This is a genomic window from Shimazuella sp. NTD250 (assembly GCF_059510375.1).
The window spans coordinates 398,531-413,963 of the sequence record NZ_JCAJZS010000004.1; the positions used below are offsets into that span (position 1 = coordinate 398,531).

Sequence of the window (15,433 nt, forward strand, 5' to 3'; positions counted from 1 at the left end):
CATAACAAAAAGCAACCTATTCATAAAATTAGGTTGCTTTTTTGTCTTTCATCCCATCACATAATGTTTTGATGGTGTATAAGAGGCTGTCTTCTACTTTAAAATTCATCTGAAAACCTCCTGCACGTTGGAGGGAAGCAAAACCGTGAACGATACTTCTTAGACCTCTGACCAAATGCAGTGCTGCTTGTTCCTCCAAGGAAAGAGTAGAGAGTAACTGAACCAAAAGATCAATCATATTTTTACTCTTTTCTGCAACAACACTGTCAGGGACATTTATCGGTTGTATCGTCGCTTCATAAAGACCGGGATTAGCATTTGCAAAAGTAAGGTATTGTTTGGAAAATGATAATATTGCTTCTTCTCCTGATTTTCCAGCAACAGAGCGGATTAAAGTATCTTCGAGTTTCTGCATGCCCTCTCTGGCGATGTGCGTGCGTATCTCGATTAGACTACTAAAGTGATTGTATAGAGATGGCGGGCGAACTCCGAGTTTTTTTGCTAATGCTGCAATCGTAACTTGTTCTAATCCATGATCATTTGCTAAGTCAATCGCAGCATGTAGGATCTTTGATTGATCTAAACCAACCCGTGGCATTATGTTTGCTCCTTCCATTTGTTCTCCGCACGTTGTATGGCAACTACTAATGAGTCATTAGGGTTTTCTAACATTTTCCCATGTCCTGTAGCTATAAGATTCGGTTCAGTATTTTTTATTTTCCTAGCACTGTTTAAAGCTGTTTGTTTGCTCCAAGTAGCAATTGCGGGAAAGGGAAACCAAGGGCGTAAGTCACCAGAAACCGCTACTCCCCCACGAGTTTGTAAGGCATCTCCTACGATCAGATGTTTATTTCGATTATCTAATAAACTGATAGAACCCGGAGTATGGCCTGGGGTTAGCAGCACTTGGAGTGGACCGATGGTGTCCGATTCACCAAGTAACTGATCTGGAACCGTCTTAATGGATTGGGGTTTAGGTATAGCCCCTTTAATAGGAGTATTTTCTTCTCCTGCCTCAGGACTGTTGTCTCCTCGTAATAATTTTGCATCTCGCTTTGAAATGAATACACGTGCCTCTGGCAGTGCTTGTTTTAATTTGTCCAACGCTCCAATATGATCTGCATGTGCATGTGTCAATACAATGCGAGTAATCGGTTTCCCAATCTCATTTGCTGTTTTTAGAATGGCTTTATTACTACTGGGTAGAGCACAATCAATAAGGATAAGTTCATGTTCTTCTTCTATGAAATAGCAGTTTACTGGAAATACATCAGGAAAAAAACTAAGTTGATAAGTTGTGTCCTTTTTGGTTACTTTCATCTGTATCCGCTCCTTTATATATAAAAACTAATACTATTAGTATAATAACTAATTTCATTAGTTTTGTAAAGTTCTTTTAAAAAAACGATAATCTACATTTAAGATAAAATTTTCGGCAATGAGAGGAATAACTTTTCCTTATAAAAATAGTCGAACATTCTACTATTCGATTAATTTTCAATGTCATAAAAGGACTGCTATAATAAAAACAAGTAAACCGTGGCTAATGGAGGGTCAAAAGGATGAACAACGTTAAAATTTTTTCAGGTACCTCCAATTTGTCGTTAGCAACTGATATTGCATCTCGTCTCGATAAAGAACTAGGTAAAGTTAGAATTAGTAGATTTAAAAGTGGTGAGATATATGTACATTTTGAAGAGAGTGTTCGCAATCAAGATGTATTTTTAATCCAGACACTAGGTCACCCCGTTAATGAAAATTTGATGGAACTTTTGATCATGGTAGATGCTGCCAGGCGTGCTTCAGCACGAAGTATTAGCGCGGTAATTCCTTATTTTGCTTATGGACGACAAGAAAAAAAGGATGCTCCTAGAGAACCAATCACTGCAAAAATGATTGTTGATCTCCTGTCGACAGTTGGGGTATCCCGGGTTGTCACTTTAGATTTACATGCACCTGCTATTCAAGGGTTTTTTAATATTCCTGTAGATCATTTGTCTGCTTTGCACTTAATCTGCGATCATATACTTCAAAGTAAAATTTCAAATCCAGTTATCGTTTCCCCAGATGCTGGAAGGGCAAAAATGGCAGAGAAATTAGCAACGTTGCTCGATGCACCATTTGCGATTATGTTAAAAAAGAGACCTAATCACAATGCAGCAAAAGTTACCCATATCATTGGTGAAGTAACGAATCGAACGCCTATCATTATTGAAGATTTGATTGATACAGGCGGCACCATTGTAAGCGTAGTGGAAGGTCTGCAAGAAAAAGGTGCTAATCCAGCTTATATATGTGCAACACATCCTTTATTTTCGGATAACGCTGTACAAAAATTGATTCATCCAGGTATTAGGGAAGTAGTAGTAACAGATTCTATTGCATTTGAGAACTCAGGTGATTTTTTTAAAGTGTTGTCTGTGGCACCGTTGTTAAGTGAAGCGATAAAAATAATTATTACTGGAGGTTCGATAAGTACATTATTTCGTTCAGACTCCGGTTAAAAGGTAGAAGAGGAGAAAGATTCCCAATTCATGTAAGCAAACAATTCCAAATATGTTATACTGGTGGGGTACCAAACCATCAGGCATTTTTTGGCTGCTGACTGGTTGGGAGGAAACTATGAAAAAAATATCTATTCCTAAACATAAATCAGATCATAAGGTCATCTCATTGGAGATGGATGCAAGCACCTTTTTTGATCGAGCTATTAAATCACTAGAGCGTCATCAATATGATAAAGCTTTAAAGTATTTTCGCGTTGTCATGGAAAAAGAACCTGACAATCCAGCTAATTACTGCAATGTAGCTGGAGTTTTAGCTGAGTTGGGTAATTACCAAGAAGCAAACGAAATTTTACAAGCAGTCCTGCAAGATGTAGATCCATCTATGGCAGAATGTTATTACTATATGGCAAATAACGCTATAAATATGGAAGCATTTGAACAGGCAGAAGACTACCTTATCGAATATTTACGACATGATCCCGAAGGTGAATATTCAGAAGAGGCGGAAGAAATGTTATACATGGTAGCTTATGAAATGGGACGATTACCAAAGCAATTGATTGCTCCTCTGCCTGGATTTCGGGAAAAACATGAAGAAGCTGAATGGCATTTAGAAGAAGGCCGTTTTCTACAGGCTACGGAATTGTTAGAAGAATTAGCGAAAGAAAACCCTGACTATCTTCCGACCTATCATAATCTTGGTTTGGCATATTTTTATACTGGACAATTGGAAAAAGCTCGTGAGATCGTAACAACTATTTTGGAGACAGACCCGAACAATTTACATGCATTATGTAATTTAGCAATATTGAGTCAACATGAAGGAAACGAAACCATGACAAGAGGGATCATGGATATGCTGAAAAACCTAGTTCCTGTTCAACCGGCTGCTGCCTATAAATTAGCAGTCACAATGGGGATGCTAGGGGAACATCAAGTAGCATATGAGTTGTTTTCTTGGCTTTTGAAAGTGGATGAACAGCCTGAGGCAAGTCTGTATCACCATGCAGCAACAGCAGCTGTTCATGTAGGGAAACTCTCTGTAGCACATCGGTATTGGAGAAGAGCTGCTTGGCTTGATCCGCGTTCCGAGATACCAAAGTTTTATTTAGAACAGATGGAGATTTGGATGAAGGACCCAACCTCCATTCCATCCCTGACTTGCTATCATTATCATCTTCCTTTTGAAGAGTATATGCTAAAGATCAATCAAGGAGAGATGGTAGAAAAAGTAGCATTGGAATATGAAAAAAATTCACTTCTTCATACTTCTCTGACTTGGGCACTTACTCATGGTGATCGTCAGACAAAGTTACAAGTTCTCACCTTCATGCGTTGGATAAAACATAAAGAAGCTGAGGCTTTGCTGCGCCATTTTTTGCGTAAGCCAATGGAAGATGATGAATTAAAGCAGATCGCATTTTTTGCTTTGCGTCATATGGATGCAGAACCTCCATATGAGGTATTATATAATGGTGAGATGTTAGCATTAGAGGATTCTTCGAACAGCCAAGAGAAAAAGTGGCAACTAGTTCTCGCTTGTCTACTCGAAAATATGGATACTTATGAAAGTGCCCAACAACAAGATGCAAAGATGCTCTGGGATTTTCTTCGACAGTTTTCCGAAATTATGATTCGCAAAGTCGAAGGGATGGCAGCAGCTATTGAATATGTAGTTGCAAAATACTATGATTTATCACTGTCTCAAGTACAAGTAGCGGAGAAGTATAAAGTCGCATCTTCTACTGTAGCAAGAAATGCTAAGCTCATATTGCCACTATTACACCACTACTTCAAACAGATTTGAGGGGGATTTATAATGGACATGCTCAACGAAAAAACATTTGCTGAATTTACGAGCTCAGGAAGAAAAGTGGTTGAGTTTAGTGCTGACTGGTGTGGAGATTGCAAACGAATTGCACCAGATATGCCTGAGATCACACAAACATTTACTGATGAGTTCCAGTTTGCTGAGATTGATGTAGACAGTGAACAAGCAGTTGCCGAGCAATATAATGTGAAAGGAATTCCTACTTTCATCGTTTTTGAAGAAGGAAAAGAAGTAGGGCGTCTCCCAAGTAGATATGCCAAAACAAAAGAACAAGTAATCGAGTTTTTGGACTCGGTGAAATAAAGAAAAATCCACCCATTGTGGTGGATTTTTTATGCGCTCATCGTGTATTTTAATCTGCGAAACTTGATATAAGAAGCAACTCTCCAAGGAATCACATATCCAAAAGCAACTGCAAGCAATATCATCATTTCTGTTTGCGTTCCTAACATTTGCAAGTATTGATGGAGAAGAATTCGGATGATGATTATTGCGATAAAAGTATAAATGAAAACTTTATTTCTCACTGCAAAAATTTGTCCTTCTTCACGCATTTCATAATTCGTTGTGAGTATCAATGGTATAGACATTACTAATCCAAATATAATTCCCGCTAACTCATACCAAACATGAATTGTTCCTTTTTGCTGTGAAATAGCGAGAAAACTCATTAACAAAAAAATAGGAATAGGAATTAATATTCTTATACCATTGCCTTTAATAGGTTTGGTTCCACTTCTGATTCTTCTCCAAACGACTAAACTCACGATAAGAAAAACAAGTCCGTATATGGCATATTGATACATTGTATTTCGCTCCTTTTTAATTCCTGCTGTTATTGTTCTTATAAGTGTATTATAACAACTAATACACTTAATGCAATGGGTATTCTAAAATTTTTTTTTGGAAAAATGTATTTTTGTATAGTTATCAAGTTTCATCCACGGTTGGTTTATTCTATAAAAACATTACCTCATTACAGTAAATCCATTGACACTGCCATTCATTATATGTTTTGATTTTTTTGAATACTATAAACAGAAACAAGAAAGCTGAGGGTTTATAGGTAGAGGAATCAAGCATTGAAATCAAACACTAGTTACTACCCGATTGAGGAGAGATGAAAAAAAGAAGTCCGCTGTTCAACCCAGAGTCATGGTGGTGTCGTAACCTAGCATGGTGTAATAAACAGAATATGGCGACCATGACCACTTTTGTTCTGTTTACTGCTGGGAATGCCTATATGAACAACTCGCTTACGAGGTTGTTGATGGAGAAGGGGCTAGCAGAGGATGCCTCGATTTTTTATGGAGTTACAGGTCTCATCGCTTTGTGTACCCTCTTTTACACAGGGAAATTGGTAGATCGCTGGGGCCCTCGGAAGCTGGTATTTCGCTTTTTGCCAGTCTGGTGCTTTCTTTCATTCTGCTATGTGTGGGCAGAACAATTTTGGATACTCATTGGTGTACGTCTGATCCATGAATTCGTTATGGTAAGTATTACAAACAGCCTGTATGTACAGTTTATGGAGACTGTGCCCAAAGATCAAAGCAAGGAAGCAAATAGCGTTTCTCTTGCCGGCGAGTTTATTGTCATTTCCTTGGGAATCCCACTAGGAGCTTGGTTGCTCTATAGAGAGTTTCTCGTAGCATGGGGAAGCATCCCGCTTTGCTGCGGACTCGTGATTCTGCTGATTGTCTTGAAACAGCAAGACATTCCTCTGTATAAAGAAAAAGTGGCAGAGAAGGATCAGAACACCACCCAACAAAACTGGAGGGAAAAGACAAAAGAATCCTTCCGATCTGTTGACTGGGAACTCCTTCTCCTTAACAGTTCTCTAGTGGCAATTCCACTCACCAATGCCATGTATGGTCGCTATTTGCCGCTGTACATGCCAGGAATGTGGTCGGCTTGGCTCACTACAATTCAAACGATTACTGCCGCTTTCTCCGGATGGCTGGTGATCAAGATCATCAAGCGGTGGACCAAGTTCCAAGTATTGCAGGTGGTACATGGGATTCATATTCTCAGTCTCTTCATTACATTGTTTTTTTTTCATGTTGTTCCCCTTATGATCGCTGCTATGGTACTCAATGGCTGGTCTACATCTGCATTTTTGCTTGGTTTTATGCAGGATCAGTATGATCAGGCGGAGCAGAAAGATAAAGGAAAACAAAGCGCCATCAACAACCTTCCGGCAAAGCTCTCTACACCAATTGGTCACTGGGGATCTGGTTCAATCGTAACCCAATGGGGTTATGCTGGAGTTTGGTGGATGCTGTTTCCTTTCCATATCTTCGGAATGCTCGTCAAACTTCGTTTGGCCAGTAAGTCGAAGTAAATAAACCTTCATTCGAATCCGTTTGCTGACAGCAGACGGATTCGACTCGTATATAGTGCAGTGCATAAAAAAAGCTGCTGATGTTTAAAGTGTCCCCTCTGTGAAGGGACATTTTTGTTGATCAGCAGCTTTTCTTTATTAAGTTGTAACGGGTTCTAAAGACTCTTTTGGTTTCTCTAATTTAGGTGCAGTTGCTGGTACTACTGGTTTCTTCCTTTTGCGAACATCTGTTAAAAAGAAGCTGAGTATAAACGCTAGTACTGTAAGGCCAGTTGTCCAGTAAAATGCATCTTGTATACCAGACATGGAACTTTGGAGGCTGATTTGCCCATAGAGTATATTGCTTATGGAAGCTTGGGCTTGTTCAATCGGTATACCAAGTTGCTGAGACATTTGGATTGCTTGATCCATAAACGATTGCTGAAACTGTGGGTCCATGGTATTTGCTGAGTTTCGCAATAGTCCCAAATGAAATGAGGCGCGATTGGTAAAGATAGTTGTGATGAGACTAATCCCAACTGAACCTGCAATTTGTCTTGTTGTATTGGATAACGCTGTACCGTGAGCATTTTTTTCTTGCGGCAATTCGTTAATCCCGGCTGTTTGGATAGGCATCATCAGAAGACCCATTCCAACCATTCGAACCATATAAAGAACAACGATAAAGGTATAACTTGTTGCCAAAGTTAAGTTTGTAAACTCATAAGTTGTGACAAGGGTGATTAACATCCCGATAACAGCAAGGGGACGAGGTCCAACTTTATCAAATAAGATACCTGAGACAGGAGATAAGATCCCCATGAGAATTGCACCAGGAAGCATGAGCAATCCTGACTCTAGAGGTGTGAATCCTCGTAAATTTTGCAAATAAATTGGCACGAGGAACATACCGCCATACATTCCGATGGTAGTGATCATATTAATGACACTGGATAAAGTGAAGACAGGATATTTTAAAATCCGAAAATCTAACATCGGACGTTTGGAGTTCAATTGCTGAATGACAAACAAGATAATACATATCACTCCAACTGCAAGTGATACATCGACGATCACATCGTCCCAGCCTTTACTTCCCGCTTCACTTAGTCCATAAAGCAATGCCCCAAAACCAATGGTAGATAGAATCGTTCCTATAAAATCGAGTTTTAGGTTTTTGTTGGTTCCGCCTAAGTCTTTCAATAAAAAGATAGACAGGATTAGGACCAATAAACCTAGCGGAGCAATACCATTAAATAATAATCTCCAACTATAATGTTCCATCACCCAGCCAGAAAGAGTAGGTCCGATAGCTGGGGCAAACATAATACCAAGTCCAAAAATCCCCATCCCTTTTCCTCTGCTTTCAGGTGGGAAGATAGATAAGACAAGGGTCATACTCAGCGGCATGAGAAGCCCGCCGCCAACAGCTTGTAATAATCTACCTATTAAGAGTATCGAAAAAGTAGGAGCTAGACCACAAACAAATGATCCGCCAGTAAAAAAGATCATAGCTATGAAAAATAAATTACGAATTCCAAAACGTTCTATCAGAAATGCAGATAGAGGAATCAAAATCCCGTTCACGAGCATATATCCTGTCAATAACCATTCTGCATCGGTCGCTGTTACATTAAATTCGGTGATCAAATGTGGTATTGCTACATTTAACAATGTCTGGTTTAAGACGGATATAAACATTCCTAGCATAATAATCGCAAGCAAAGGAATCTGTGAACGGATAGTACGATTCGATGAATCTGTCATATTGGTTCACATCCTTTAGCGATGTATGTTTACAGTTGCATTCATTCCTGGAACAACTTGATCAGAATAACTTTCCAGTTCAATTTTTACTGGTACATATTCGACTTCTTTGGTGTAGTCACCACTTGCATTTTGAGATGGTAACAAAGAGAACTCGGAGTTCGTTGCTTTCCCAATTTCTTTTACTTTTCCATCAATAGTAGTGCCTTTGTCAACATCTACCACTACGTCTACATCTTGACCTACACTTACATTCTTGATTTCTGTTTCTTCAATATTAGCAATGACATACAATTTGTTGAGATCTACTACTTGAGCTAAAGTCTGACCGGCTGCTACTGTTTCTCCTTTAATTCCTTTGCTTTGGACAATTGAACCTGCGATAGGAGAAGTGATAGATGCAGTACTTGTGCTGGTAACTTTACCAATTTCTTCGTCTTCGGTTACTTGCTGTCCAACGGCTGCGGTCCAATCCGTTATTTTACCAGAACTGACAACAGTAACGGGTACCATATCCCCAGAGACTTTGGCATTATCAGTGGATATATACTCAGTAGTATTACGATAGTAGTTGATACCTACGATTCCAACTGCTATTACAATCAAGAATACAACAGTATTAATTGCAATCAGTCTTCCAGCTTTCATTCTTTATCACCTTATCTTTCTATTTTAACTTCTGCGTGGACTCCTAGAGTCAAGCGGTCAATAGGTAAATTGTTGACGGAAATTTTTACAGGGACACGTTGTACTTCTTTTTCAGAACTTGAAGAAGAAGTAGAGCTTGAGCTTGATTCGTACACTCCACCTGCGCCCGATCCAATCTGTATTACTTTTCCGTTATAGGGTTCATCTGATAGGGACTCTATCGTGACTTTGACATCTTTGCCGGTTTTTACTTTACTAATCTGATTTTCATCAATATAGGCTAATACGTATGTTTCATCTAGGTTTGCCATTTTGGCTAGTGTTTGACCTTGAAAAACATTTTGATTGGTATAAACACTCGTTTTTACAACAGTTGCATTTACTTTGGAAGTAAGAGATTTATTTTGGACTTTCCCTACTATGTCTCCTTCTTTTACCTTATCTCCTTCTTTAATCTTCCAATCAGTTAAAACCCCTGTATGCATTGCATCAATAGAGTACATATCGGCTTCTAAAGTTGCATCGTCGGTAGAAACATACGTCTGTGCATCTGTGACATATTGATATCCAAAAACGGCTATCCCCAAGACCACGATAATTACGACAAACGTGGTTAACCATTGTTTCATAGGCTTATCCTTCCTCTAAAATCCTCACAAGCTTCTGTAGATTAACGGAGAGCTGAGTAAATTCTTCTTCTGAAAGTTTTTCTAAATAAGTCCGATAATACTGTGCTTGTGTAAATGGGAAATTAGCGAATATTTGCTTGCTTTTATCGCTTAATGCGATCCAAACCACTCGGCGGTCCTCTTCATCTCGTTTTCGGGTCACCATACCCGCTTTCACTAAACGGTCAATCAGTCCACTCATGGAGCTGGGCTTTGAATCCAATTCTTTGCTGATTTCCACTAGGGACATGGGGCCTTTTTGATTAAGCACTCTTAAAACCTGCCCTTGCGGAATAGTCAGGTTGTACTTTTTGAAATGCTCATGCAGGATGTGAAAAGATCTTTTCACGCAATAACGCATGGCACTAACAAATTCTAGTACTTCATCATCCGTCAATCGAATATCACCTCACATTAATATTTCACCCCGTTAACATTTTGTATTATATTATTTCGGATACGAAATATCAATAGGAGAAATGTCAAATGAAAATTACTTTTATATGCTGTAAAGTGTAAAAAAAGAAATCACAGTGAGAGATATATACATTTCACGATTTTACTTTTCCCAACTCTTTCGCTTCTTTTTCAAGGTAAATATTACTTATGATCGTGTCTTTCTTTTCCAGTAAGGGGATGGAAAATATGTTAGTTGATTTCTTTAGAACTAAATATCAAAAGCATGATTTTATAAGGACTTTGCTCGAATGTGAATTTTTGTTGACAGAATAGAAATGAATAATGTTGAATCGATTTTTATCTATTTTCTTGGAGAATAGTAGTTTGTTAGATAAATCCATTCATTTCTAAAGTATTCAGGTAATGAAAAGGCAATTAAATATGATAGATATTCCTAGTTGTTTCTTATAGGTAATAACAACTACAATTATGTTTACGAAAATGAATCATAACAACAGATTAGATCTGCTGTTACAGTTGGGGTAAGAAAAATTCATCTGCTTTTTGATAAAAAAATCCTTGCAATGGTATACTACCTGTGGTATATTAATCCTTGTCGCCAAAAGCGATAAAACGCTAGAAAATAATGATTTGAAATTATTGTTAAATAACTTGACAATACATAAGTGTTCTTGCTAGAATACAATTTGTCGAAATGAAAGACTATTCCCAAATAGCTCAATTGGCAGAGCAACCGGCTGTTAACCGGTAGGTTGCAGGTTCGAGTCCTGCTTTGGGAGCCATGCTCTCTTAGCTCAGTCGGCAGAGCGCTTCCATGGTAAGGAAGAGGTCACCAGTTCGAGCCTGGTAGAGAGCTCCACAAACATTGTCTCGGCCCGTTGGTGAAGCGGTTCAACACACCAGCCTTTCACGCTGGCATGCAGGGGTTCGAATCCCCTACGGGTCACCATAGTTTCATACGGGCGCTTAGCTCAGCTGGGAGAGCACATGCCTTACAAGCATGGGGTCGGCGGTTCGATCCCGTCAGCGCCCACCATTTTACGGAGGGATACCAAAGTGGCCAACTGGGGCGGACTGTAAATCCGCTGTCTTCGACTTCGTAGGTTCGAATCCTACTCCCTCCACCACTTACATATGTAAAATCCACTTTTAGGGAGTAGCCAAGTGGTAAGGCATCGGTTTTTGGTACCGTGTACCGAAGGTTCGAATCCTTCCTCCCTAGCCATTTTTCATCTTGAGAGCCATTAGCTCAGTTGGTAGAGCATCTGACTTTTAATCAGAGGGTCGAAGGTTCGAGTCCTTCATGGCTCACCATTTATAACCTTTGATCATAGTATTAAATATATATTGCGGAAGTAGCTCAGTGGTAGAGCATCGCCTTGCCAAGGCGAGGGTCGCGGGTTCGAATCCCGTCTTCCGCTCCATATATGCGGGTGTAGTTCAATGGTAGAACATCGGCCTTCCAAGCCGAATGTGAGGGTTCGATTCCCTTCACCCGCTCCATAAACAAGAGATACCTTAATAGGTATCTTTTTTTAATTTGGCTGATTTGAAATGCTTTAAATCGATTTCGTGGAATGACAACAAAAGTAGTGGGGGTTCAAGAAGAAATAGTGTTTTATAGCTTGAGGTTTTTTTAGCTATGTTTTTATCTTTTTCGGGAAAAGTAATCCGTGAATGTAATTGGTGATCATAAATATACATTTTCTAGAATAAATATTAAAATTTTACAAATTGTATTAAAAAATGATACAATGCGCTTATCAGAATCAGAAAGAGGGTTAAACCTATGAGCAAACAGAATCCAATAAGCGTGATAGGTATGCCGATGGACTTAGGCCAAGGTAGACGCGGTGTAGATATGGGGCCAAGTGCAATACGTTACGCTCAACTACAAACAACTTTGAAAGCTTTAGGGTTTGATGTAGAGGACCTTGGTGATGTTCAAGTGCCTAGTCCAGAATCGATAGATATTGGAGATAATCATTTAAAATTTTTATCGGCGGTATGTGACGTAAGTGAATCTTTAGCAAACGTTGTATCTGATGTGATCAAAAGAAAGCGCTTTCCACTTGTTCTCGGTGGAGATCATAGCATGGCGCTCGGAACGGTTGCTGGGGTAGCAAAACATTATCATAATCTTGGGCTAATTTGGTACGATGCACATGGGGATTTAAATACAGGAGAAACATCACCTTCTGGAAATATCCATGGTATGCCATTAGCAGCGAGTCTTGGTGTTGGTCATCCTGATTTGGTTCATATAGGAGGATATACGCCAAAAGTAAAACCTGAAAATGTTGTCCTCATCGGTGTTCGTGAGCTGGATAAAGGAGAACAAGCTATTGCCCGGGAAATGGGATTAAAAGTGTTTACGATGCATGAAATCGATCGTTTAGGCATGACAAGAGTAATAGAAGAAGCCTTATCTATAGTAGGGAAAAATACAGATGGAGTACATCTGAGTTTTGATTTAGATGGATTAGATCCAAGTGATGCTCCTGGAGTTGGTACTCCTGTGCCTGGTGGGATCACCTATCGCGAGAGTCACCTTGCCTTGGAGATGATGTCGGAGTCTGGGTTAATTACTTCTGCTGAATTTGTGGAGGTAAATCCAATACTCGATCGAGAAAATATTACCGCAAAAGTAGCAGTTGCTCTTATCAGTTCTTTATTTGGGAAGAAAATTCTCTAGTTTGTGAAATACCAACTGTTAAAGGATCAACCATTTTATATTAATAATTCAAGTGAAAACATAATTTGGTGATGGATTTTTTCATGAAAAGGAATTGGGGAATATTACGTAGTAGGTTTTGTACTTGATTTTTTAAAACTGAGTTTCAAAGTAATTTATTATCGTAATCTCAATCAGTCGGGGCACCGCTTTGAGTCCAGAAGAACTCAAAGCGGTGCCCCTTCCCCTCAGGTTGAACGATGGAGCTAGAGAAGCCTCTCAAGCTCGAGGAGGAGGGAGTCCGCCTCTTCGGAAAAGTCGGACGTACCCTCCTTCAGGAAAGTGCCCGCTTCCAGAAGTTCCTGGAGCGCGATCGCGACCATGATGGTGGACTGAGCCCTCTTAGAGGAAGACTCGGCCGACGTAAGGTGCCCGATCTCGCGGAACTTTTCCGCTTCAGCCATGAGCCTTTCACAGGCATCCGCAGACCACTTGATGCTCCGTTCCACTTTCTCGCGCTTCTGAGCTCGCTCCTGCTCCTCCAGCGCCTTCTCGATCCGGGAGGCCTGTGCCTCTACCTTCTCGCCAAGCGCCTTCAGATCTGCCATGTTCATATGTCCTCCAAGGACAAGAGGGGTGGTCAAACTCAATTATAAGTATTAATCAGAATAATTACAACTAAAAAAATATTAGGCCTTTTGCTATATTAGATTTCTAACGACATGAAAACTAACTTCTTTTTTTAAAATAGTGCATACTAAGGGTACAAGTAACTTCTTGGAGGCCCATCCATGTTAACCAGCGATGTTAAAGAGTATCTGAGTGATCTAGTTGATATCCTTATTGTCAGTTTCATATTTTACCAGCTGTTGTTATTGCTCAGAGGGACAAGAGCCGTCCAACTCGTTAAAGGAATTAGTGTTGTTGTCTTGCTTTGGATCATCAGCCGTTACTTTGAGCTTCGTACTGTTACGTGGTTGATTGAAAATCTTTTTTCCGTTGGTGTTATAGCGATTATTGTCATTTTCCAACCTGAGGTACGCCGTGCACTTGAGCAAATCGGCAGGGGGGGATTTTTTAGTCGTCATCGAGTAATTCGGGAAGAAGAAGTAAACCAATTAGTAGGGGAAATCGCAAAGGCGGTACAATATCTGTCTTCCAATAACGTAGGAGCACTGATCATAATAGAACAAAGAACAGGATTATATGATTATATACGTACTGGTGTTACCTTAAATGCAGATGTCAGCTCCGAACTTATCCGAACGATCTTCGCTACAAATACTCCTCTTCATGATGGAGCTATTATCATTCAAGAATCCAAGATAACAGCTGCGGGATGCTTTTTGCCGTTGAGTGAAAGTACGAGAATATCCAAGTCCTTAGGAACACGGCATCGTGCGGGATTAGGTATGTCAGAGATGTCTGACGCGATTGTCATTGTTGTTTCCGAAGAAACTAGCGCAGTATCCATTGCTCAAAATGGGGTGTTGGAAACTAATTTATCCAATGAGGCATTTTTATCTCATCTCTTCCAACTATTAAAACAGAAGCCAGCAAAGTTGGGTAAAGAGAGGAGTGTCCAAAATGGCTAGATGGTTTCAACGGGAATGGGTGCTTCGGGTTATTTCGCTCATTCTTGCTGCTATTTTGTGGTTTATGGTATCGGAGCCAACCCTCCCTATTTCTGTTAATCGCAGTTCTACTACTGTAAGAGGAATTAAAGTTGAATATCGGTACAATACAAAAAAGTACCAACTTTTGAGCGAGAAGCATAAAGTAGATCTTGTGTTCACTGGGGACAAAAACACGATTAATCGTTTGCCGTCATATCGTGTTTTTGTTGATTTAACGAAGTTATCAGCAGGTAAATATTTAGCTCTACCAGTTTCCGTTGAAGGTCTGCCAGCCAATGTGCAAGTTCAGCCAAATCCCAGTACAATATCGGTTGAAATAGCAGAAAAAGTTACCAAAACCTTCCCTATTACGATCATTACAAGGGGAGCAGTGGCAGATGGTTATAAGTTGTTGTCTCTTACATATACTCCAACTTATGTGAGTGTTTCTGGAATTCGGCAGGAAGTGGAAAAGATCACTGAACTCACTGCTTTAGTAAATGTCAATGGATTACGACAAACGACGAACCGGGATATTTCATTATCTGTGCATAGCAAAACGGCGAAAAAGCCAAATGTGAAAGTTGAACCAATTCATGCCAAAGTAACAATACCCATTGAAAAATCACCTGTAGTCTCACCGCCTCCTCAGCCACAAGTGGAATATGGCTATCGGGATATCCCTCTTCAAATAACAGTGAGTAAGCCGCCGCCAGAAGGGTATAAAGTCGAATCGATAACAACAAATCCTCTAAAGATAAGGGTTTATGGACCAGTTGAAAAATTGAAAACACTACAATCATATCCCGCAGGAGCAATCGACTTGTCACAAGTTACAGAAGATACAACGATAAAACAAGATGTAAAGGTTGTTACGCCAGTCGAAAAAGTGTCCCCCAATAGGATAGAGATTTATGTTAAAATGAGTCGGACACCTTCTTAAAGGTAGAACATGATCGAATTGGTTATTTTTTGTTTCTTT

General features: G+C 39.7%; 15 protein-coding genes and 9 tRNA genes. 16 read left to right on the forward strand and 8 right to left on the reverse strand.

Annotated elements, in window-relative coordinates:
* Positions 1–28 precede the first annotated feature (28 nt).
* Both AC5WOF_RS12920 and AC5WOF_RS12925 read right to left on the reverse strand, forming a co-directional pair.
* Positions 29–598 (reverse strand): TetR/AcrR family transcriptional regulator, encoded by a 570-nt coding sequence (locus AC5WOF_RS12920; RefSeq protein ID WP_496050370.1) that lies wholly within the window; start codon positions 596–598, stop codon positions 29–31.
* Positions 598–1,320, reverse strand: coding sequence for an MBL fold metallo-hydrolase (locus AC5WOF_RS12925; RefSeq protein ID WP_496050371.1), 723 nt, complete (start codon positions 1,318–1,320; stop codon positions 598–600). The genes AC5WOF_RS12920 and AC5WOF_RS12925 overlap by 1 nt, the downstream gene beginning before the upstream one ends.
* Before the next feature lie 242 nt (positions 1,321–1,562).
* Here AC5WOF_RS12925 and AC5WOF_RS12930 point away from each other — a divergent pair, with 242 nt between their 5' ends.
* The 3 genes from AC5WOF_RS12930 to AC5WOF_RS12940 all read left to right on the forward strand — a co-directional run bounded on the left by AC5WOF_RS12930 (position 1,563) and on the right by AC5WOF_RS12940 (position 4,641).
* Complete coding sequence (locus tag AC5WOF_RS12930) at positions 1,563–2,504, forward strand: ribose-phosphate diphosphokinase (protein ID WP_496050372.1); 942 nt, start codon at positions 1,563–1,565, stop codon at positions 2,502–2,504.
* Between the two features lie 118 nt (positions 2,505–2,622).
* A complete protein-coding gene (locus tag AC5WOF_RS12935) occupies positions 2,623–4,314 on the forward strand; it encodes a tetratricopeptide repeat protein (RefSeq protein WP_496050373.1) in 1,692 nt (563 codons plus the stop codon).
* A gap of 12 nt (positions 4,315–4,326) precedes the next feature.
* Positions 4,327–4,641 (forward strand): thioredoxin family protein, encoded by a 315-nt coding sequence (locus tag AC5WOF_RS12940; RefSeq protein ID WP_496050374.1) that lies wholly within the window; start codon positions 4,327–4,329, stop codon positions 4,639–4,641.
* A 29-nt stretch (positions 4,642–4,670) separates the two neighbouring features.
* Here the strand turns inward: AC5WOF_RS12940 and AC5WOF_RS12945 are convergent, their stop codons facing one another.
* Positions 4,671–5,144 carry a CcdC protein domain-containing protein gene (locus AC5WOF_RS12945; protein WP_496050375.1) on the reverse strand — a complete coding sequence of 158 codons (474 nt, stop codon included), beginning with the start codon at positions 5,142–5,144 and terminating at the stop codon, positions 4,671–4,673.
* 314 nt (positions 5,145–5,458) lie between these two features.
* Here AC5WOF_RS12945 and AC5WOF_RS12950 point away from each other — a divergent pair, with 314 nt between their 5' ends.
* A complete protein-coding gene (locus AC5WOF_RS12950) occupies positions 5,459–6,679 on the forward strand; it encodes an MFS transporter (protein ID WP_496050376.1) in 1,221 nt (406 codons plus the stop codon).
* Positions 6,680–6,817: 138 nt separating this feature from the next.
* Here the strand turns inward: AC5WOF_RS12950 and AC5WOF_RS12955 are convergent, their stop codons facing one another.
* The 4 genes from AC5WOF_RS12955 to AC5WOF_RS12970 are packed head-to-tail and all read right to left on the reverse strand — an operon-like array spanning position 6,818 to position 10,138.
* A complete protein-coding gene (locus AC5WOF_RS12955; RefSeq protein ID WP_496050377.1) occupies positions 6,818–8,425 on the reverse strand; it encodes a DHA2 family efflux MFS transporter permease subunit in 1,608 nt (535 codons plus the stop codon).
* 15 nt (positions 8,426–8,440) lie between these two features.
* Positions 8,441–9,073 (reverse strand): HlyD family secretion protein, encoded by a 633-nt coding sequence (locus tag AC5WOF_RS12960; protein WP_496050378.1) that lies wholly within the window; start codon positions 9,071–9,073, stop codon positions 8,441–8,443.
* Between the two features lie 11 nt (positions 9,074–9,084).
* Positions 9,085–9,702, reverse strand: coding sequence for an HlyD family secretion protein (locus AC5WOF_RS12965; protein WP_496050379.1), 618 nt, complete (start codon positions 9,700–9,702; stop codon positions 9,085–9,087).
* 4 nt (positions 9,703–9,706) lie between these two features.
* Positions 9,707–10,138: a MarR family winged helix-turn-helix transcriptional regulator gene (locus tag AC5WOF_RS12970; RefSeq protein WP_496050380.1), complete on the reverse strand. Its 432-nt coding sequence runs from the start codon at positions 10,136–10,138 to the stop codon at positions 9,707–9,709.
* A 729-nt stretch (positions 10,139–10,867) separates the two neighbouring features.
* Here AC5WOF_RS12970 and AC5WOF_RS12975 point away from each other — a divergent pair.
* The 10 genes from AC5WOF_RS12975 (at position 10,868) to rocF (ending at position 12,856) form a co-directional block, all read left to right on the forward strand.
* Positions 10,868–10,943 (forward strand) — tRNA-Asn (locus AC5WOF_RS12975).
* A gap of 1 nt (position 10,944) precedes the next feature.
* Positions 10,945–11,020 (forward strand) — tRNA-Thr (locus tag AC5WOF_RS12980).
* Between the two features lie 13 nt (positions 11,021–11,033).
* A tRNA-Glu gene (locus tag AC5WOF_RS12985) sits at positions 11,034–11,110 on the forward strand.
* An 11-nt stretch (positions 11,111–11,121) separates the two neighbouring features.
* A tRNA-Val gene (locus tag AC5WOF_RS12990) sits at positions 11,122–11,197 on the forward strand.
* Between the two features lie 6 nt (positions 11,198–11,203).
* Positions 11,204–11,288, forward strand: a tRNA-Tyr gene (locus tag AC5WOF_RS12995).
* A 23-nt stretch (positions 11,289–11,311) separates the two neighbouring features.
* A tRNA-Gln gene (locus AC5WOF_RS13000) sits at positions 11,312–11,386 on the forward strand.
* A gap of 13 nt (positions 11,387–11,399) precedes the next feature.
* Positions 11,400–11,475 (forward strand) — tRNA-Lys (locus AC5WOF_RS13005).
* Between the two features lie 35 nt (positions 11,476–11,510).
* A tRNA-Gly gene (locus tag AC5WOF_RS13010) sits at positions 11,511–11,585 on the forward strand.
* 5 nt (positions 11,586–11,590) lie between these two features.
* Positions 11,591–11,664 (forward strand) — tRNA-Gly (locus tag AC5WOF_RS13015).
* 286 nt (positions 11,665–11,950) lie between these two features.
* On the forward strand, positions 11,951–12,856 hold the full coding sequence (gene rocF, locus AC5WOF_RS13020) for an arginase (protein ID WP_496050381.1): 906 nt from the start codon (positions 11,951–11,953) through the stop codon (positions 12,854–12,856).
* A gap of 245 nt (positions 12,857–13,101) precedes the next feature.
* On the opposite strand, the gene AC5WOF_RS13025 is transcribed toward rocF, so the two are convergent.
* Positions 13,102–13,443, reverse strand: a complete 342-nt coding sequence (locus AC5WOF_RS13025; protein WP_496050382.1) for a hypothetical protein — start codon at positions 13,441–13,443, stop codon at positions 13,102–13,104.
* 183 nt (positions 13,444–13,626) lie between these two features.
* On the opposite strand from AC5WOF_RS13025, the gene cdaA reads away from it, so the two are divergent.
* Both cdaA and AC5WOF_RS13035 read left to right on the forward strand, forming a co-directional pair.
* Positions 13,627–14,430: a diadenylate cyclase CdaA gene (gene cdaA, locus AC5WOF_RS13030; protein ID WP_496050383.1), complete on the forward strand. Its 804-nt coding sequence runs from the start codon at positions 13,627–13,629 to the stop codon at positions 14,428–14,430.
* Positions 14,423–15,394, forward strand: a complete 972-nt coding sequence (locus tag AC5WOF_RS13035; RefSeq protein WP_496050384.1) for a CdaR family protein — start codon at positions 14,423–14,425, stop codon at positions 15,392–15,394. Before cdaA ends, AC5WOF_RS13035 begins: the two co-directional genes overlap by 8 nt.
* Positions 15,395–15,433: the final 39 nt, after the last annotated feature.